Consider the following 19,505-nt stretch of genomic DNA (forward strand, 5'->3'; position numbering starts at 1 on the left):
AGGTGCATAGCTAAATAGTAGTGTACTATCAATTTGTCAAGCCGCCAGCGCCCCCGCGCGGCAGCTTTTGTCCGCCCCTGAACCGCGGGGCCATGTCATACCAAAGCTTTCGCCCGTCCTTGGAGCACGGGCACGCCATACTGCGCGGGATTTTCCCAACGTATTTTTGCCACGCCGGAGCGGCCCGCACCCACGCCACAAGGCCAAAAGAAGGCTGAAGCTCTTGAAGCGGAGTACCTTTGAAATGCGCCGCATTTCAAAGCGTTCATTCAGCCGGAAAATGCGCTTCTCATTGAATCACGCCCCGTTGCGGCGCGCGGCATTCTCGTGCCACGTCAGCGCGTGTAACGTTTCCAAAGGGTACATGCCCGAACGCGGCAAACGCGCCTCATGAAAACAGAGGCCAGCCCTTTGCGGAGCTGGCCTCTGATATCTGTACGGCGCGGAGGTTTAGTCCCAATGGCGCTTGTCTTCGATGGGACGGATCTGCGGGGGCAGGCTGCCGGGAGCCAGCACGCGCAGTTCGGGACGAAGCTTGATCTTCTCGCGGAACTGGTGCAGCAGTTCTTCTTCGCGCTTGAAGCCGCTGGTTTCCACAAAAAGGGTCATTTCGTCGATGCCGCCGGGGTTGGTCACTTCAATCTGCCAACGCTTGATTTCTTCAAAGCGGCTCATGACCTGTTCGACCTGATGCGGGTACACGAACATGCCCATGATGCGGGCCGTGGTGTCCACGCGGCCCACAATGCTGCCAAGGCGCGGGCTGGTGCGGCCGCAGGCGCAGGGGCTGCGGTCAATGAACGAAAGGTCGCCTGTGGCCAGGCGGATAAGCGGATAGGTCTTGTTAAAGGCCGTCACCACTATTTCGCCCACTTCGCCGTCCTTCAGCGGAATGCCCGTGTCAGGATGGCAAATTTCCACATAGCAGCGGTTGGCGATGTGCAGGCCGGTCCTGTGGAAGCACTCGTACCCGATGCAGCCCACATCCGCCGTGCCGTAGCCCTGACGCATGACCAGGTCGTACTTTTTTTCCATCTGCGAACGCATTTTTTCCGAAAGCCGCTCGCCTGTGACAAAGGCCACTTCCAGAAAAAGATCCTTGCGCAGGTTAAGGCCTTTTTCTTCAGCCTTCTGCGCGAGGTGCATAAGAAAGCTCGGCGTGCCCACATAGCCGGAAACGCGCAGCTTCTGCATGATGTCCAGCTGGGTCGCGGCGTCCGTGGGGCCAGCGGGAATAACAGCACAACCAAGGTTGCGCAGGGGCTCCTCAAACATGAGGCCCGCAGGCGTCAACTGATAGTTGAACGTGTTCTGCACCGCGTCGCCGGGGCGAAAGCCCACGGAATAAAAAGCTTCGGTGTAGCCCCAGTAATCTTCGCCACGGTCTTCGGGGTCAAAGATGGGGCCGGGGGAAAGAAATATGCGCTTGAGTTCGCCAATGTCCTTGGTCAGCAGTCCGCCCAGACGCGGCCCCATGGACTGAAGAAAGATAAGCTCCTTCTTCTTGAGAATGGGAATATGCTTGATGTCAGCAAGGGTCTTGAATTTCTCCACATTAAACTGCGCACGGTCGAAACGTTTTTTTACGTCTTCCGAATAGCGGTACGCATAGGAAAGCAAGTCCTTGAGCTGGATAAGGCAGTACTGGCGGCGCTCGCTCTCATCCAGAACTTCACGACGGCTGTATATGCCTTCTGTGCGGTCTTTACGGGTCATACCTACTCCACATGGCCTGTTTTACATTGAAGGGCCAAAATAGCCACTCCAATCATAAAGTGCAAGCACTATTTATTAAAATAAATTATAACAATATGTTACATGTACTTTTGTGCACAGCAAAAAACTTCCTGCGGCGCGAGGTTCACACAGCGCCGCCCAGGGTGCCGTTTGCGGCCCTCTGCGGACGACGAGGTTTGAGCCTGGGCCGCCTGATTTTTCCTTCGACAATGCAACGGCGGCGCAGGCTGTCATACACGGGTTCGCACCCCATTTTGTCGGCCACGGCGGCGGCTATATAGGCCGTAATGATGATGAACGCCATGTTGGAGTACGCGCCCGTCATCTCGAGCATCAGGAACGCCCCTGTCAGGGGAGCGCGCACCGATGAGCCGAACAGTCCGGCCATGCACATGAGAAGTATGATGACGCTTTTTTCGGGCGTGACCATGTCAAAAAGCAGCAATGCCGACGTAACGCAGGCACCGGCCATGGCCCCCATGGCCAGGATGGGCATAAGCAGGCCGCCAGCCACCCCGGAGGCGAAACTTGCACAGGAAAAAAGCATTTTCACGGCCAACAGCAGCAAAAGGGCTGTCAGCGGCAGGGCCAGGTCAGCAAGCTGAAGGGTTGTAATGCCAAAGCCTGCCAGCACCGTGGGATAAAAATACAGAAACAGCCCGGCGCACATGAAAGGAATGACCACGCGCAAATGCAGAGGCAGCATTTTTGTCTTGTCGACCCAGAGGGTCAGACGAACAAGTACGGTATTGTACAGAACGCCAAGGGCGCCCATGGCCACTCCCACCGCCGGAACCAGCCACCACGCCTCCCAGGACAGCATGGGTCGCGCCCCAAAGGGAAAAACCAGGCCAAAGCCGTATATGGCCTGCATGACGAACATTGCCGTAAAGGCCGTGATGGCGCAGGTAATGATCATTGGCGCCCGAAGGGGCGTCTTCATTTCCTCAAAGGCAAAGCACATGCCCGCCAAGGGCGCGCCAAAGGCCGCCCCGAGACCAGCGGCACTGCCCCCCACAAGAAACCGGGGTTCATGCGCGGCCTTCGGATCATGCCACAACCGTCCCACTCCCACGCCGAGGGACGCGCCCATCATGATGCACGGGCCTTCGCGCCCCACAGAAAGTCCTCCGGTCAGGGCGGTCAGCGCGCCAGCAAATTTGCAGACCAGCACACGAAACCAGTTCATGCGCAATTTGCCCCTGACCATAAGTTCCACCTGGGGGATGCCGCTCCCGCTGATAAGCGGCTCCACGCGCAACAGCAGCACAGAAAGGACAGCCAAAAGCAGCAGGCCGAAAAACACCGCGCAACCGACAAGGCCATCGCTCAGGCCGTGCGCGTTCACGGAGCGTACAATCCACTGCGTGATCACATGGTTCAGGTGGCGAAACAGGCCGATGACCACGCCAGTCGCTCCCCCGACAAGAAGAGCCTGCACGATGGTTCTTGCCAGGCCTGAAACACCCATCTGTTTGAAATCATATTTGATTTGAGGAAAAGGATTGCCCGGTTTCACTAAAAAGAATCCTTGTTGCGAGGGCATCCGGGATGGATGATGTGACCATAACCACTTTTGGGGGCATGCCCCAAATCCTACGCTGGCAAGCCTCCTGACACGGCACTGCTGCACGCAGGCCCGCGTGCCAGGGGGTGATTACTCCAAAAACCAAACGGGGCAAAACCGTTTTGGGGGCCTGCTCCGTGCTGCAACTCTGGCAGTATGGCCGGAAGACGCACGATTTTCAAGGTATTGGATAAAATTTGCAAAAAAAGACTTGCCAAAGCCAAGGCAAGTGGGTAGAAGACTTCTCCAGCCGCTGTGGAATTTATTTCACTGGCTCAAGGGCCGAGGTAGCTCAGTTGGTAGAGCAGGGGACTGAAAATCCCCGTGTCGGCAGTTCAATTCTGTCCCTCGGCACCAGTAAATACAAGGACTTATGCTTTCTGCATAGGTCCTTTTTTTGTATTTCCGAAATTTTATCCCGCTCTTATCCCGCGATCGTCGAGTATGAAGCGGTTATTTGAGGTATTGTTTGGTAAGAATCTAAGCGCTAGAGTCGGCAAGAACTCTTATTAAATTTCGCCAGTACCCCAAGGTTTGCGTTCAAGCAAGACAATCGCTATCTTCCCAGCATGAGCACAAGCAAGGAATACCTTCCTCCACTCAGGCCGTGTATCAAATGCGGCAAAATGCCTCAACGTGAAACATCAAGGCCGGATGGTAGAACCCACGATATTTACCGCTATGCTTGTGAATGTGGCAACTGCCCACTCCAGTGGTCTGTCAGCGAGTCTGCTGCAATTCGTTTGTGGAATGCATATGTTGCGACTTGACCTATACTTCAATCAAAAAATAAAAGTATAGCAAGGGCAAGGAAGCGGGAAGTCCCCGTTTCCCTGCCCAAGAATCAACACGGATTCTTACCTGCCTTCGCTTTCAGGCAAGGCCAGCCTTTTCGGTTCTTCTTCAGCATTGCATCTGCCGTCTCTCCGATTTTCCAATTCCACCGACACCGCTGCCGCTGTGAAAACTCCTGCGATCCCCGCCATTATGCCGCCTATAAATGCCCATTTACTGCTCATATCCTTGCTCCTTCTTGCTTGCGTGTACAAGCTAATCATCCCAATTGTCCTTTATGGCTTGAAGCACAGCTATAACAACTGGTATCCAGCTAAGATAATTCATTTACCCTCCTTTCATTTAGCAGCGCTGGATGCGCCGTTTTTTGTTAAGTAAGAAGAAATGAAATATTCCCGTTCGGCTCCAAGGTCTGAAATCAAGCGGCACCATCATGCAGCACCGCCTTTAAGCAACGCAGCCTGCAGCATGGCAAACATGGCAGGCACCAGGTCAGGCAAGTCGTTGACCACCCGGCTGGAGTGCGGCAGCAGGTGCGTGATGTGCTCATCTCTGATGCCAAGGCCATAAACTTCAAAACCGAGTTGTTGAGCCACCCCTATAGCATTGTTTGCGGCCAGCGGGTTGTCCGGCATGCCGTCAGTGATTACCAAGATCATCTTGCGTTGTTCTTTGAGAGGCAGCATGTTTTGCAGCACCCACCACAAAGCCCCAGCCAAGGGGGTTCCGCCAGAAGCCAGAATGTCGAACCTATCAGGCAACGGCTGCCCATGCCGCATTATTGGGAATACAGAGTTTGTGACCGTCGTAGCGGGGAAAACCGTAACCGCTGGGTTCACGCCACGAATATGGCTCAGGGCAGTTGCCACGGCAAAGCAGGCTCGTTTGGCAAGGTTAATTGGTGCGCCAGCCATGCTGCCGCTTACGTCCAGCATGATATGGACAGCCGTATTGAGGCCCAGTTGCACCGACTCTTTTTGGAAAACACGAGCATTGCCAACCTGCAGACGGTGTAGCGAATTGGCATGCAGATCCCCTCTACGCCCGATGCTCCAACGCCTTTGCGTTTGCGCCTGCAGAAAGCCCTGAAGGCGAGTACGCAGCGCAATGCTGGCCTGAAGGGCTTGCAGCTTCTGCTCTGCTGGCAAGGGGGTTGCATGTCGGGTGCCTTCCACAGCCACGGTCAGTGCGTCACCAGCGGATTCTGCGCTGCTATTGGCAAGCTCAATCGACATGATTTCGCCTAGTTGCTTGGGGAGATCCTGCGCCTCTGCATGAAACAAGGCCTTGAGCGGTAAAGCACTCGACAGTTGGACCGGTTCAGATTGCTGGTTGATTTGTGTGGCAGAATCGTTAGCTTCCCCTGCCGCCCTTGGTGTGGCTCCCTGACCCTTTTTATTCGTGCCTTCGCTGGTTGCAGTTGGCTGAGGTGGTTCCCACTGCCTGACGCATATGGCAATTTGTCGAGCATATTCGACTGCTGCCGCAGTATCCGGGCAATGGATGTAAACCTTGACTAAAATGGCATCCAGAGCCCCTATCAAGTCGGGGAAGTGCTGCTCCACGATGCTTGCCGCGTGTTGGCGTGCCGGGGTCACCTCATCCACATCCCAGGCCCGCACCGTCAACAGCACATAGTCCAAAACAGCAAGGGCCGGGGAATCGTCCCCGGCCCTTGGCTGTGCTTGATCTACAAAGAATCGTCGTATCAGCCAGTTCAAGTTTCTCCGGCAACCTGGGAAAATACTTGATAGCTTCATTTCAACACGCCAGTCCTCAAGGCAGTTGAACAAATTGAAGGTCACTGGATCAAGGTTCGCAGCTTTCAGCACCCCAAAATCTGTGTGCCGTATATGGGCCGCCTCATGGTCTGTGAAGCCCTTGGCCAGTGCCAACAATTCCGGCTCACAATCCATTGGCAATGAGGGCAAGTGGATAACCTTACCGTTGGTGCAGGCTTCATTGCCGCCGATACGTACCTGCACCCCATAGCGGTCGCCAAGGATGGACGCCAGCAGGGGCAGACAGTTGAGAACGTCTTTTGTGCGTACCATGGCGTCACCACAGGCCCAGGCTGGGTATGGCAGGATGCGGCAAAGCGCTATCTGCCACGGGAATCTCAGGCAAGATGGGCTCATCGTCCATATTCCCATCCATGGTGTCATCCATCTGTCCAGCAAGGCCGTCCGGCTCGTGGATAACGTCCGGACCAGCCAGCAGGGCATCCAGCACAAAGGCCGGGCCGTAGCCCTCAACAACTTTTTGGGCGTGGGCCACAAGGGCCGTACTGTCCTTGAGCAGGCAGACCAGACCCTGCAAAAGCAGGAGGTCTGTGCCGGTGATGTTGCCCTTCTTGGGCATGCGCTGCAACGCAGCCTGCACGATGTCAGCCACCGGGGCCACATGCGGCTCTACAAATGACAAGCCCGTGAGCTTGGTATGCAGGGTACGCAGCGGAGAGAGCGCCTTGTGGGTTACCTCCGTTTTGCCGTGGTAAACCCTGCGCCATATATCGTCAGCCGACTTGGCCACCTCATCAAACAGGGTGCCGCCGAGGCCTTGCACCTCTTCCGCCAGACCGGCTTCCAATACAGCGGTGTTGTCTGTGTGCTGTTCAAGCGGGGCCACCTTGTATAACTGCCAGCGAAAATCCATGCGGGCGCGTACATAGTCAGGCCCCACAAGGGAGTTGCGAATAATTTCGCCCCACTGATGGTGCTTCTCAATCCATGCCTGCACATTTTGGTCATAGTCAGCCAGAAACGCTTCCTTTTCTTTCTGGAATTCGGTGCGGATGTTGAGCAGCTCCTGTACGATTTCGCCGGCTTTTTCTTCGGGTATGGCCCAGCCGGACATGAACCGTACCCCGTGCCGGTCAAGATAGTTGAAGGCGCGGGCCTTGAGCGTGCCAAACACCTTGAGGTTTTCCGGGTCGGCAATGCGCTTTGAGCCCAGAGAAGCCAGGTCTTCAGGCGGCAGTTCCGCACCCCCCAGGTCTTCCTGGCTCATTTTGCGCCGGGCTGACCATAAGCTGACGTTGAGGTTGAGAGCCAGCAAATTGTCCAAAATGCGGATGTCAGAAACAAGTTGTGTCATAGTAGCTCCTAGAACAAGCTTTTTGTTGTATTGAGGGAGTAGCCTTCTTTGATTTTCTTTTCTGCGCGTGCTTCAAGCTCCTTCACGGAATTGTTGCCCTCACAGTTTTCGGCGGGAATAAAGTGCTGCTGGCCAACGGTGTCCGGCTTGCCCCACTTTAGCGTGAGGCCCACAGGGCTAGCCTCGCCGATCCAGAACTTGCCGTCCTGCTTTTTGCCAGAAAGGTTGTGGACTACCTGAAGATGGACGAGAGGCTTGGCCACCGTGGGTGTGTGGTGCAGATGGCCGCGCATGAAGCGTAGGGCTTGCTCGCCTTGCAGGATTTCAATTTCTGCCGTTACGGTTTGGGGGGACTCACCTTCCATCTGCTGCGGGAACATACGCTGAGCCAGCTCGTGCAGCATGGCGCGGGTTTCACGGCTTGCACGGTAGGCCAGAGCCCGGTCAAGGGCGTAGGTTACAGGCTGCACGCCTTGATGGGCCAGAGGCTGAAAGCGAACGGTCAGATCACCCCATCGCAGCAAACTGCGAGTGGAGAATGTCACTTCAATGGCGTTGGTCAGATTGCTGGTGGAAACCTCGCCCATGAACAGCTTGCGGACCTCATTGGCATAGTCCACCATGGTGGCGCACAGCGATTGGGGCAGCGAAGGGAAGCGCCGGGCAAGCAGGCTTTTTTCCACATCGGTAGATGGGTAGCCAACTTCGCAGATTGTGAAGCGGTCCAGCCAGGCAAGGTTTTGCCGCTGGGTGCCTTGGTAGAGGCCGGTGTCATCGCCACCGCCATTGGTATTGGCCGTGGCAACCAGACGGAACATGGGGTGTGGCACAATCAGTTCGCCGCCGTTTTCAGCTATGCACAGGGGGGATCCGTCCAGTACGCTGTTCAAGCCTGCTGCAATTTCAGGGGATGTCAGGTCGATCTCATTCAGCAGCAGAAGTGCGCCGTAGCGCATGGCAAGCGCAAGCGGGCCGTATTCAAAGGTCATGTTGCCGTTTTTGACCGTCAGGTGACCAACTAGGTCGGCAAACTCCAGCCTCCCGTGCCCGGTGACCTCAAAGACGGGATAATTAAGTCTGGCAGCCAGCTGTTTGATGCATGTCGTTTTACCGCAGCCTGTGGGGCCGAAAACGTACAGCGGTTCCTGTGCATTAAGAAACCAGACCACAACATCACGGCTGGACTCATGGAAAATATAGTCGTGGTCAATGGCCGGGGTGTAGGACGAAGGAACGGCGTAACCTCTGACCGTGGTGCCGGAGGGCTTGCCGCTGAAAACCTGCCCGGCATCAAGGTCGGTGGGTTTCAGGTTACTAAGTCCTTCGATCAAATTTGTGCTCATAATTGCTACTCCTTAGATGCAAAAAAAGCCCGGCTCCTTTTAAGGAAACCGGGCTCTTCGAAATATGGTATCAGTCTTTCTAGGAGATCTTTCTGTAATTACAGAAGGAATTGTCCAAAATCGTCACTTTGTCCGCCAAAGCCATAGCCTTGGGCAAATTCTCAAGGCTGCGCTTGAAACGGCGGACAACATCCTGATGCGGAACGCTATGCCCACCACGAGATGCGCGGGCTGCGACTCTTTTTAGCGCAAGTTCCTCTGACGCGAGGCGTATGTATACAAGCTCAACTTCATAACCCCGCTGTTTTGCCTCCTCCATCAGAGTGAAGTCAAACTTGGCCGTAAGGGTAGACTCCCGCGCAAATGAAACTCCCTCCTCCAGAAAAAGGCGAGCCATGCGAGCAGCAGCCTTGCCAGCGGCAATCGGGGACAACCCTTCCGCAGCCAGTTTATCAGGGTCAATAACCAGCAGATTTTCCCGCATGGCAATTGTCCTTGAGAAGGTACTCTTGCCTGCCCCATTTGGGCCACAGATGCACAAAAGCTTGGGCATTACTCTACCTGATGGGCTTCGGTGAGTGACGTTGTTTCAGTATGTCCGTCTGGATAGCGAAGGGTATACTGCCCGTTTTCGTCCAGGTAGTTCAGCGGAACTCCTTTTTTTAGCTCAAGCTCAAGGATTATACGCTGATTTTCTATGGCCGTTTCGACCAGTTCTTCGAGTGTGAGCGACATAATGCCTCCGTTTTCACAGATTACGGGTAAGCCTGCGGACGGTCAACGGTCTCTACCTGTGGCAAACATTTGGAAGGGGATGAAGGTCGGCTGCTAACCTGCTATAATTTTTCGTTCTACGGAAATGTTGAACGGGGTGCCACAAAAGCTGCCGCGAATTTCAATGTCGTCATAATCTTCGCCAAGACGGATGAACAGGAAGTCTTCATGCGACAAGTTGTCCATGAATTCTTCAACAAATGCTATTTCATCAAATTCACCGTACCACCGTTCCCCCTCCCACAGAAAGACAACAGCCCCGGTGCTTTCATCGGTTCTGCTGGGTTCATCACCAATAAGGATTTTGATTGCTGCAAGACTGTCAGGCTTGTCCCTTTCTGCCTCTGCAAGAGCTATTTTTAGCTGATCCATTCCATTTTTTGTTAGGCACAGGGCCACGTCGGAATAATACCCCATGATTATCTCCCGAAGTTCAGTTTATGGGCGAAATACTCAATTTTTCGAAAGGTGAGCCTGTGCGCTCGCAACGGGTTAGCAATGTGTCTACGTCGATGCCGCCCATGTGCTCAGCGTTAAGAATCTCGGTCAACTCCTCCCGCAGGGCATCTTTGTCCAAAGTGGTGCGACCAGCTGCCACTGACATGCGGAATCGGTAGTTTCCCGTGTCTACCCAATCCCGTGTGCCAGCATGGCGGTGAACAAGCTTGAGCACAGTCTCCACTTCTTTGATTTCATTATCTAAGGCCGTGCGCTGCTCCTTGAGGGCCGCCAGCTTTTCAAGTGCTGGCTGCCATTGCGGCATTTGCACTCCCTGTGGGAATTTGGGGCAGCCGTCGTTATGTTCGCAGTACGAGCACAAGGGGTAAAAGCCTTGCGCGCAATCCACTTGTGCCAGAGTTATGTGCCCGGCGCGGAATGCTGTAAGCTCACCCCACAGCTGCGCCGCATGATCAAGGGCCGTATTGAGCATGGCCTGATTGAAGCCATAGGGGCCGAATGCTTTGACCTCTTTCATGGAAAGGCAGAGCAACCATGCCTCCATGCTTGCCTCGGCAGCAGTTGCGGGCAACTGAAGGCCAAATTGGACAAGGCAAAGTTGCGGGAAGGTCATTTTGTCATGCAGAAGCGTACCGTCCCCAGCACGAAGGCTGAAAACGGGCTTACTCCATGCTTTTGTTAGCAGGCCGATCTGTCCGTGCAGTTGCAGCAGATGGGAATCGTGCGGGGTGCCGGGAAGCTTGTCGGTGCTTTTTACTTCCAGAATGCGAATGGCGTTAACGGGCGCGCCCCAGACCAGCACAAAATCAAGATGGGCTTTGATGGGCACGCCCTGATGCTGCCAGTTGATCTCAAGCTGGGGCAATACATGCAGGCCCAACGATGCCAATGCCTGCCCAACCCCAGATTCGAACCAGTGACCACGCTGCAGCGTAAGCAGGCGCTCCAAGCTGTGTGTGGTGGGGAGTACCTTTCTTGCCAGTGCCGCCCGGGGGCATTCCCAGTGCTGGCCAATGTCACTCATACCAATGTAGCTGGAACGGTCGCCCAGCAAGGCCAGTGTGTCTTTGTGGGCGACGGCTTGCAGGCCCTGTCTGATTAGCGCCCTCAATCCTTCCGTGCGGTCCTTCAGTTCCATGGCTTGTCTCCATAAACGTGAAAGGGCCGCCATCAGGCAGCCCTTTCACGCGGTATTTTTATTTTTGCTATGCGGCATCAACATATTTCCACCACAATTTTCTCTGCGGATTCCAGCGGAAGCCCGAACCGGTCAGTAACTCCTTTTTGGCCTGCGTGTTGCCGGTGGCAATGATGCAAGGACGTCCGTCCTGGGCTGTAACTTGCTGGTAAGTGACGCCTTCTAGCGGCGGGAGATTTTCAAGACCTGAAGGTGGACGATCTGTGGAGCTTGGACTGTTGTTTGTGGTGGATGGGTTGCGTTGTCGTACTTTTTGCGAGTCCGGAGAAATTACTGGCAATTGGGGTCGTGTAGGCGATTTTTTGCCATTTTTAGCCCCTTCACCATCGTCATCTTCAGTTACCATGCCCAACATGGCAGTTAGAGCGTAGCGCCGGGCGTATGTTATTGCCGATCCCATGCCCTGCGGGTCGGCCTTGGGCAGAGGAACTACGGCCAAAGAACTTTGCCACTGGCCAGACTCTGCATGCGTCAGCTTGGTAACCAGCCCTAAGGCGTTGGGCTGCTCCACAGGTACAGGATACTGGCACAGCCAGATGCCGTTTTCGATAAGCGCATCTCGGCATGCGTCCATTACGCTGTTAAGGCTGGCGTACCAGCTCTTGGTGAAGGGGTTCTCAGCATCTTTTGTAGCAGGTTGCACAGTTCGCTGTAAGTTTAACAGGGCCTTAGCCAAATCGGTGATGTTTTCAGATTGATATGCGTTCATGAGAGAGATCCTGGGGTTAAGCTATACGAATTTCATGTGCTAACTAGTGCTGAAAGGCGTTGTAGAGACTATCTTCCTTCTCTTCACTAAAATGATATATTTTTTATGTGCGATGAAAGACATCTTAACTGCCCAAAAGTACATGAAAAGCATTTGTTTGACGGAAATTAAATTCATTTTGTTTGGGAGAGTCTGGCATTTAGTCATTGACAATGATATATCTATAGCTAAAATTGATATATGAATAACACGAAATGGATCTTCTTCTCGTTTTCGGTTCCGTCCAGGCTTCAGGGGTTTCGCGTTAAAATTTGGCGCAGACTCAATGCATTGGGCGCTGTGCAGATCAAAAATTCCATCTATGTGCTGCCCGCTAACGAGCAAACACAGGAGCATTTAACATGGATGGGCAAGGAAACTGACGAACAGGGCGGCGAGTCGCTGATTATTGCTAACGGCAACCTGCTGAATATTTCGGATTCACAAATCTCTGCCGCTTTCACCAGGGCTCGCGATGAAGACTATCTTGCCCTTGGTGAAGAAATACGGGCAGCGGTGGCAGAAGCCGATTCGCAAGAACGGCCTGCCGCGCTGCGCAAGCTTGAAAAACGTCTGGAGGTCGTACGGGCCATTGATTTTTTCCCGAGCGGCAAGGGAGAGAACCTGCAAAAAATGCTTGATGAAGCGCAGCACCCCCCGGTTGAGGGGCATCCCGTTATTCCGCTGGCAGAGGCAGCGCGTTATCGCCAAAAAACATGGGTAACCCGCGCAAATCCCTATGTGGACAGACTTGCATCATTTTGGCTGGTCAAACGATTCATTGATCCCGCCGCCAGCATCATGTTTCTGCATGATGCTGATGCTGTTCCCAGCGGGTCAGACATTGTTTCTTTTGATATGGCTCATGCCGACTTTACGCATGTTGGTGGGCTTATCACCTTTGAGGTTATTGCCGAGGCCTTTGCCCTGACTACGCGTATTCCTCCAAAAATGAGGGAAGTTATAAAAGCCATTGACCTTGAAGAACTGGATGCCGCCCCAGTTGAAACCCCCGGCGTATGGCGCATGCTGGACGGGCTGGTAGCCGCCAATAGTGATGACCATGCCCGCATTGAGCAGGCCTTTGTTTTTTTTGACACCCTACTTGCCTCATACACACCCCAAATATCCACAGGAAAGTAAAATGAAAGATACAGCCATTCATGTAGCTCAGCTTATGGCCGCCTCTGCCCGCACCGCACCCAAGGCTGGCGGCAAGGATTTTTTGGAAATTGGCGTAATTTGCAGTGATGAAGACCTGCAAAAAATTGCGCAGTGCATGAAAGACTACGCCCCAAAAAGCACCAACGAGGCCTTTTGGCTGCGTGATGCCGCAAATATAGAAAAATGCCAGGCGCTGCTGCTGGTGGGGTTGAAAAACAGCGCGTGCGGTGGCTACGACTGCGGCGCGTGCGGTTACCCCACCTGCGTGGACTTTGTGAAAAAGCGTCAGCTTGACGTAAAAGAAATGGGCTACTCTGGCCCCTATTGCGCCCTGCGCATGATGGACGTGGGCGCAGCCCTAGTGTCTGCGGCCAAAACAGCCAGCCTGCTCAATCTGGACAATCGTATCCAGCAACGTGTGGGCGCAGCGGCAAAACATCTGGGTCTTATTGATGCAGAGGTTGTCATGGGCATCCCCGTGGGATTTTACGGCAAGTCCATTTTCTTTGATCGTTCTGCACCCAAACATTAGGCAAAAATTACGGGTGGTGCCATGGGGCACCACCCAATAGAGGCATCTATGCGAGATTTCGACAATCTGTGCACTGTGGGTTTTCTCGCCCGCTTTTCGTATGCCCTAGCCAGAAACCCGGTGCTGCCGCTCTTTGCTCTCTTTTTGGGGGCAGGGCCTGAGGCGGTGGGACTGGCAGTGGGTATTTCCACAGTTACTGGCATATTGTTCAAACTGCCCGCTGGCGCGCTTTCAGATGTGGTGGGCAGAAGGCGCACCATGCTGGCCGGGCTGGTGGTGTTTGGGCTGATGCCCTTTGCCTACTTTTTTATCGAGTCATACCGGGCGCTGATGCTTGTGCGTTTCCTGCATGGTCTGGCCACCGCCATCTACGGCCCGGTGGCCATGGCAGTGGTGGCCGAAGTTGCCGGGGCGCGTCGGGGTGAGCTGCTCTCGTGGTTTTCGTCGGTGGGAATAATAGGAACCCTGCTGGGCGCACCCATTGGTGGATTGGTGCTGGATGTGAGCGCCAGCGGTGGACCGGTGCTATGGCAATTCCGCATGGTTTTTGCTCTCAGCGCGGTTTCGGGTATGGCGGCCCTGCTGCTGGGCCTCAAAACACTGGGGGTGGATGCACCGCCCGAAACCGGGAATGCGGCAGGTTCCGGCTTGCAGCGCTTTCTGCAGGGCATTGGCCAGGTGCTCTCTGACAGGCGGCTGGTTACAGCCTCTGCCGTTGAGGGTGTGCAAAATATGGGTATGGGCGCGCTAGAGGCCTTTTTGCCCATCTATGCGGTAACTGTGGTGGGCTTATCAGAATTTCAGGCAGGGCTGCTGTGGGGTGCGCAGATATTTGTAACCATGCTCAGCAAGCCCCTGCTGGGTAGGATGTCGGACTCACGCGGCAGACGTGGCTTGATTGTGGTCGGTTTGGTCCTGTGCGGCGGAGCATTGGCAGCCATTCCCTTTTTGCATGCATTTTTGCCCTTGCTGGTAGCCAGCCTTGTATTTGGCATGGGTGAGGCTCTGGTAACGTCATCATCTGCCGCTCTGGTGGCAGATATGTGCCGTGACCGCCAGTTTGGCTCGGCCATGGGTGCGTTTGGAACCATCTTTGATATCGGGCACGCATCGGGCCCCATCTGTGCGGGTCTGCTCATTGGCTGGGGCGGGTATCAGGTGAGTTTCCCCTTGCTGGCAGTAGCAATGATTATAGTGATTCCCCTTTTCTTGAAAAATGTTCCTCGGGAAGACTGACGCATATACTTTTGAGGCTTGCGCAGAGTCGGGAGGCGTGCTTCTGTATACATAATCCGCTTAATTAAAGAGGCGGGGCAATACGGGAAACAGGGAGAACACTTATGAGTTTGTTCGGCTTTCTGAAAAAGAAGAATGCCTGCCAACTGTTGGCGAACCCTGACGACTCGGTTTCGCAGAAGTACAGGCATTTTCGTGAGATGCTTTCGAAGAATGACGCCGTATTGGACGGGCTGGCCGCTCTTGAACAGACGTATTATGGAGGCGAGCCTTTCACCATGGATGCGGCCAGGCGCACTTGCCTGAGCATAAGCGAAGATACTTTTTTCATGGTCAAGTCGCTGAATGAGCTGTCGCAACAACGCCATCAGGGATTGTATCAGGCTTTTGATCGAGTGCTGAAGTTGGCCCTGAAAAAACTGGAGGCCAAAGCTATTGTGCAGGACGGGCCGCTTGTGCTTTCGCTTTCTGCAATAAATAAGCAAATGGGCTGGGCTGCCGACGCACGCCCTGGACATGCAAACCCTGCCGCCATGTTTAACCGATCACATGAAATAGCCGAACTGGAATCCCTGCTCGGCGGCAAAGCTTCTAAACTTGCCCAAATCCGCAATGTTGTTGGCCTGCCAACGCCAGACGGGTTTGTGCTGACCACTGCCGCCTTTCAACGCTTTATGCAAGGTTCCGGGCTGGCCAGTTGGATCGCAGAAGAGTTGGCTCCTATTACCCCCTTCGACCTGCCAGATTTGGAAAGGCGTTCGCTACGAATCCGTGACGCCGTGCTGCAAGCTTCATTTCCTGATGAAATAACCCGTGAGTTGACAGTGGCTTTGCAGCAGATGGTCGCCACCAGCAGGCAGGGCGTTTTGCTTGCGGTTCGATCAAGTGCGGTAGGTGAAGATGGCGCTGCCAGCTTTGCCGGACAGTATGAATCTGTGCTCGATGTTGCCCCAGAATATCTGGCGGCTGCCTGCCGTCAGGTCTTCGCCAGCAAGTACACGCCACGCGCCATTCTTTATCGTCTGCGGCACGGTTTTGACGATGTAGATGTGCCCATGGCCGCTCTGGTGCTGACCATGGTGCAGAGCAAGACCAGCGGGGTACTGTATACGGCTGATCCTGCAAGCAGAGGCACAGGCTCCATGCGCCTCGACGCGGTGGAGGGTTTGGGTGAAAAACTGGTGTCGGGCGAAGCGCTTCCCTCGGTGTGCCTCCTTTCGCGTGAGCAACCAGCGATTTTGGCTCGTCCGGAAAGCCCACTCCTGGCCGACTCCCAGATACTCGATCTGGGTAAGACGGGTCTACGCCTTGAAGAATATTTTGGAGCGCCCCAGGACGTTGAATGGTGCATTGATGCTGAAGGCCAACTGTTTGTGGTTCAATCCAGGCCGCTTGGTACTAATGACGATGCAACCGGTTTGGCCCAGCCGGAGCTTTCAGAGGAAGAACAGGCGAGTTTACAAACCATTGTGACTGGCGGTGTAACGGCAAGCCCTGGCGCATCCTGCGGAGAAATTGTTGTCGTTGAGGGCACCATTCCAGAGTCTATCCCGGAAGGGTGCATACTCGCAGCCAGAAATGCTGCCCCGGAGTTGGCGGCGCTTATGGACCGGGCTGGTGGTATCATTACAGCCATGGGAGGTGCTGCAAGTCACTTGGCTTCGGTCGCTCGTGAAATGGGAATACCCGCCCTGTTTGGGGTTTCAGGATGCCCGCATGTTTTCTCACCGGGGCAGGTTGTGACCTTGGATGCTTCGGGCACACGCGTGTTGCAGGGCCGGGTGGAATCCCTCCTGTTCGCCTCCAAAACGCGGTCGTCCCTTGTGGACAGCCCGATGCACCGCCGCCTTCGTGCTGCGCTGGACCATATTTCTCCATTGACTCTGACCGACCCCCAAGCCGCCAATTTTGTGCCGGAAGGTTGCGAAACTCTTCATGACATCGTGCGCTTTACTCATGAAAAGGCCATGCGGGAGATGTTCGGCATGAGTGAGGACGCGGAAGACGCGCCCAATGTCGTCCACCTCAAGGCCCAGATTCCGCTAACACTCTATTGCGTGGATCTGGGAGGTGGTCTGCGCGAATTTCTGACCACCTGCGACGATGTCACCCCCGAAGACCTGCGCAGCACCCCCATGTGCGCCATCTGGCGCGGATTTACCCATCCCGGCATCACATGGTCGGGAGCAATCGCCTTCGACGCCAGGAGCTTCATGACCCTCATGGCTTCTTCCGCCACTTCAGAAGTTGGTGGAAGAACACCCGGAGGTGACTCATACGCCCTGCTTGGAGCCGAATACATGAATCTCTCTGCCAGGTTCGGCTACCATTTCGCCAACATCGACGCCTTCTGCGGCGAGACTGCTTCCCAGAACCATATCAAGCTCCGCTTCGCAGGCGGTGTGGGGACGTTTTCAGGAAAATGTCTGCGGGTGACCTTTTTGGCCAAGGTTTTGGCCCGGTTGGGCTTCACGGTGGAAACGTCGGGGGATGTGCTTGATGCTTCCCTGAAGGGAGCGCCACTCAAAGAGACAGAAGAGGCACTCGACCAGCTGGGCCGCCTGATGGCTGTGAGCCGCCTTCTGGACATGGCCATAACCGGATCGGCTGAAATAGAAGCCATGGCCGAGGGATTCTTCAAGGGCGACTATGACCTGCTCGCCAAACGTCAGAAGAATCCACTTCCGGAGTTCCATCTGGCGGTAGGCGACTGGGAGTGTGTTGAAGACGATACGGGGGCCAGGGTAGCCCGGCAGGACGGGGCTCGATGGGCCACTGGCCTGTCAAAAAGTTTCACCTCATTCATGGGCAGACTCTCGGGGCGGCGTTATCAGCGTTTTCTGGATAACGTTGAAGCATACTTCTACTTTCCTCTCGCCGTGGCCAAAGGATCGGAGATGGGGGACGGACGGGTCAGCCTTATGGTGAAGCCGGTTGCAGGCTCCATTGATCAAGCCGGAGGGATGGCCTTCGCTGTCCGCACAGCAGGCACATATCTGGTGCTTAGGATCAACGCCCTGGAGGACAATCTGATTCTCTTCGCCTTCAAGGATGGACGCCGGAGCGAACTTGCCAGTGCCCATGTACCCGTGGAGTGCGGACAGTGGCGGGAACTGGCGGTGGAAGTGCGGGGCAACACGGTCACCGGCTTTGTGGATGGCACTCCCTATATCGTCCACGACTTTGATTGCGCTCCCAAGGGCCTGGTGGGCGTGTGGTCCAAGGCAGATTCCGTAGTGGAATTCTCTGAATTGCGCCGCTCCGACGGGCAGTCGGAGCTTGTGTTCCTTTCTCGGCCTGCAAGAGAGATTGAAATGGCAAGCGCATGAACAAGAAAATGCTACGAGGATTATGCCTTGCATCAGGCTGTTTCAGGAAGAATTTGATAGTGGTCGAAAATCGATTGCATCGTGTCTTTTGACAGCTATCGTGTAGATGTTCGGGGCAATCCATAGAGAGGGTTTGCCGCAATGTTTGTCAGTTCCATTTACATGAAACGGTTACTTCGGTCAGGAACTCAGTCAGGCACATATCTACAATAAGGAATGATTATGGAAAATAACCAAGGTTCTTCAGAGGTGTCCTTAAAGGAAGCATTCCTTTACTGGTTCAAGCTGGGGTTCATCAACTTTGGCGGCCCTGCGGGGCAGATCGCCATGATGCACAAAAACCTGGTGGATGGCAGGGAATGGATCAGTGAGAAGGTGTTCTTGCGGGCGCTCAATTTCTGCATGCTATTGCCGGGGCCGGAAGCACACCAACTGGCGGTATACATAGGCTGGCGGCTCAACGGTTATTGGGGTGGAACCATTGCAGGGCTGTGCTTTCTATTCCCCTCGGTAATTCTGATGCTGTTTCTTTCGTGGCTGGCCGCCGCCAAGGGGCAGGTTCCCATGGTGGCAGGAATTTTTCATGGCATCGCAGCCGCCGTTGTGGCCATTGTTATTGAAGCGCTCATACGGCTTTCAAAAAAATCGCTCAAGCACCCTGCGCTGTACGCATTTGCGGGTGGCTCGTTTGTATTGGGGCAGTTTTTGGGCGTGTCCTTTCCTGTGATTGTTTTACTGGCCGGGGTGGCCGGGATTATTCTTGGCAAACTGCGGCCAGATATCTTTTGTCAGAAAAAGCCGGGAACAAACGAATGCATGCTTGAGGAGCCGGAATCGTTCTCCAACCTGCCTCCCCTCACGCACCTTTTCAAGGTAGTGGCAATTTTTGTGGTGATCTGGATGGCTGTTATTCTGCCTGTTTTCGCATGGCGGGGCATGGGTGACATCCTTTCCCAGATATCCATATTTTTCAGCAAGGCTCCTTTTGTGACCTTTGGCGGCGCATACGCTGTTCTTGCCTATATTATTGAACATGCTGTGAATCTTGGCTGGCTGACGGAAAAGGAAATGCTGCTGGGCCTTGGCCTGGCAGAAACAACTCCCGGCCCGCTGATCATGGTTACACAGTTTGTGGGTTTCATAACCGCCTGGAGCCAGCCCGGAAATCTGACGCCTATGACGGCGGCTATTCTGGGTGGGCTGCTCACCACCTTCACCACCTTTTTGCCCAGCTTTATGTTCATATTTGCGGGCGCGCCCTACATTGAGGCCATTACCGCCAACAAGAAACTTAATGCCGCACTTACGGGCATATCTGGTGCGGTGGTGGGCGTGGTGCTCAAAATCGGCGTATTTTTTGCGTGGAACACATTTTTTCCCGCAACGGGATTTGATGCTTTTGCCGTGGTGGTTGCTCTGGCTTCTCTTGTAGCACTGGTGCGCTACAAGCTTTCTATGCACGCTCTGGTTGGCCTAAGTGGGCTGGCCGGTTTTCTGTGGCAACTTGCTCAATAAATTGGGGAGGGG

General features: G+C 54.6%; 15 protein-coding genes, 1 tRNA gene and 1 pseudogene. 6 read left to right on the forward strand and 11 right to left on the reverse strand.

Annotation, left to right across the window (positions count from 1 at the left end; genetic code table 11):
• Positions 1-450: 450 nt before the first annotated feature.
• The gene (locus ACZ5DH_RS11035) at positions 451-1,716 is read right to left on the reverse strand and encodes a phenylacetate--CoA ligase family protein (protein ID WP_179980625.1); all 1,266 of its coding nucleotides are present in this window, start codon (positions 1,714-1,716) and stop codon (positions 451-453) included.
• 145 nt (positions 1,717-1,861) lie between these two features.
• Positions 1,862-3,208: a chloride channel protein gene (locus ACZ5DH_RS11040; protein WP_464254327.1), complete on the reverse strand. Its 1,347-nt coding sequence runs from the start codon at positions 3,206-3,208 to the stop codon at positions 1,862-1,864.
• Between the two features lie 377 nt (positions 3,209-3,585).
• Here ACZ5DH_RS11040 and ACZ5DH_RS11045 point away from each other — a divergent pair.
• Positions 3,586-3,661 (forward strand) — tRNA-Phe (locus tag ACZ5DH_RS11045).
• 500 nt (positions 3,662-4,161) lie between these two features.
• On the opposite strand, the gene ACZ5DH_RS11050 is transcribed toward ACZ5DH_RS11045, so the two are convergent.
• The 9 genes and pseudogenes from ACZ5DH_RS11050 to ACZ5DH_RS11090 form a co-directional block, all read right to left on the reverse strand.
• A complete protein-coding gene (locus tag ACZ5DH_RS11050; protein WP_296966746.1) occupies positions 4,162-4,323 on the reverse strand; it encodes a hypothetical protein in 162 nt (53 codons plus the stop codon).
• A 207-nt stretch (positions 4,324-4,530) separates the two neighbouring features.
• Positions 4,531-6,153: a cobaltochelatase CobT-related protein gene (locus ACZ5DH_RS11055; RefSeq protein WP_464254328.1), complete on the reverse strand. Its 1,623-nt coding sequence runs from the start codon at positions 6,151-6,153 to the stop codon at positions 4,531-4,533.
• Between the two features lie 4 nt (positions 6,154-6,157).
• Positions 6,158-7,195, reverse strand: a complete 1,038-nt coding sequence (locus ACZ5DH_RS11060) for a DUF3150 domain-containing protein (protein ID WP_464254329.1) — start codon at positions 7,193-7,195, stop codon at positions 6,158-6,160.
• 368 nt (positions 7,196-7,563) lie between these two features.
• Positions 7,564-8,538: pseudogene (locus ACZ5DH_RS11065) on the reverse strand (AAA family ATPase); the annotation flags it as partial.
• A gap of 79 nt (positions 8,539-8,617) precedes the next feature.
• Entirely contained in the window at positions 8,618-9,091 is a 474-nt protein-coding gene (locus ACZ5DH_RS11070) for a zeta toxin family protein (RefSeq protein ID WP_464254330.1), read from the reverse strand.
• Positions 9,091-9,273 carry a hypothetical protein gene (locus tag ACZ5DH_RS11075; RefSeq protein ID WP_449250988.1) on the reverse strand — a complete coding sequence of 61 codons (183 nt, stop codon included), beginning with the start codon at positions 9,271-9,273 and terminating at the stop codon, positions 9,091-9,093. The genes ACZ5DH_RS11070 and ACZ5DH_RS11075 overlap by 1 nt, the downstream gene beginning before the upstream one ends.
• A gap of 93 nt (positions 9,274-9,366) precedes the next feature.
• Positions 9,367-9,729 carry a hypothetical protein gene (locus ACZ5DH_RS11080; RefSeq protein ID WP_464254331.1) on the reverse strand — a complete coding sequence of 121 codons (363 nt, stop codon included), beginning with the start codon at positions 9,727-9,729 and terminating at the stop codon, positions 9,367-9,369.
• A 16-nt stretch (positions 9,730-9,745) separates the two neighbouring features.
• A complete protein-coding gene (locus ACZ5DH_RS11085; RefSeq protein ID WP_464254332.1) occupies positions 9,746-10,909 on the reverse strand; it encodes a hypothetical protein in 1,164 nt (387 codons plus the stop codon).
• Positions 10,910-10,976: 67 nt separating this feature from the next.
• Positions 10,977-11,678: an ERF family protein gene (locus ACZ5DH_RS11090; RefSeq protein WP_464254333.1), complete on the reverse strand. Its 702-nt coding sequence runs from the start codon at positions 11,676-11,678 to the stop codon at positions 10,977-10,979.
• A gap of 240 nt (positions 11,679-11,918) precedes the next feature.
• Here ACZ5DH_RS11090 and ACZ5DH_RS11095 point away from each other — a divergent pair, with 240 nt between their 5' ends.
• The 5 genes from ACZ5DH_RS11095 to chrA all read left to right on the forward strand — a co-directional run bounded on the left by ACZ5DH_RS11095 (position 11,919) and on the right by chrA (position 19,493).
• The gene (locus ACZ5DH_RS11095) at positions 11,919-12,860 is read left to right on the forward strand and encodes a chromate resistance protein ChrB domain-containing protein (protein ID WP_464254334.1); all 942 of its coding nucleotides are present in this window, start codon (positions 11,919-11,921) and stop codon (positions 12,858-12,860) included.
• A gap of 1 nt (position 12,861) precedes the next feature.
• Positions 12,862-13,413, forward strand: coding sequence for a ferredoxin domain-containing protein (locus tag ACZ5DH_RS11100; protein ID WP_464254335.1), 552 nt, complete (start codon positions 12,862-12,864; stop codon positions 13,411-13,413).
• A gap of 48 nt (positions 13,414-13,461) precedes the next feature.
• Entirely contained in the window at positions 13,462-14,649 is a 1,188-nt protein-coding gene (locus ACZ5DH_RS11105; protein WP_464254336.1) for an MFS transporter, read from the forward strand.
• Positions 14,650-14,753: 104 nt separating this feature from the next.
• Positions 14,754-17,978: a PEP/pyruvate-binding domain-containing protein gene (locus ACZ5DH_RS11110; RefSeq protein ID WP_464254337.1), complete on the forward strand. Its 3,225-nt coding sequence runs from the start codon at positions 14,754-14,756 to the stop codon at positions 17,976-17,978.
• A gap of 222 nt (positions 17,979-18,200) precedes the next feature.
• Positions 18,201-19,493 carry a chromate efflux transporter gene (chrA, locus tag ACZ5DH_RS11115; RefSeq protein WP_464254338.1) on the forward strand — a complete coding sequence of 431 codons (1,293 nt, stop codon included), beginning with the start codon at positions 18,201-18,203 and terminating at the stop codon, positions 19,491-19,493.
• Positions 19,494-19,505 lie beyond the last annotated feature (12 nt).

Source organism: Desulfovibrio simplex (genome assembly GCF_055387835.1).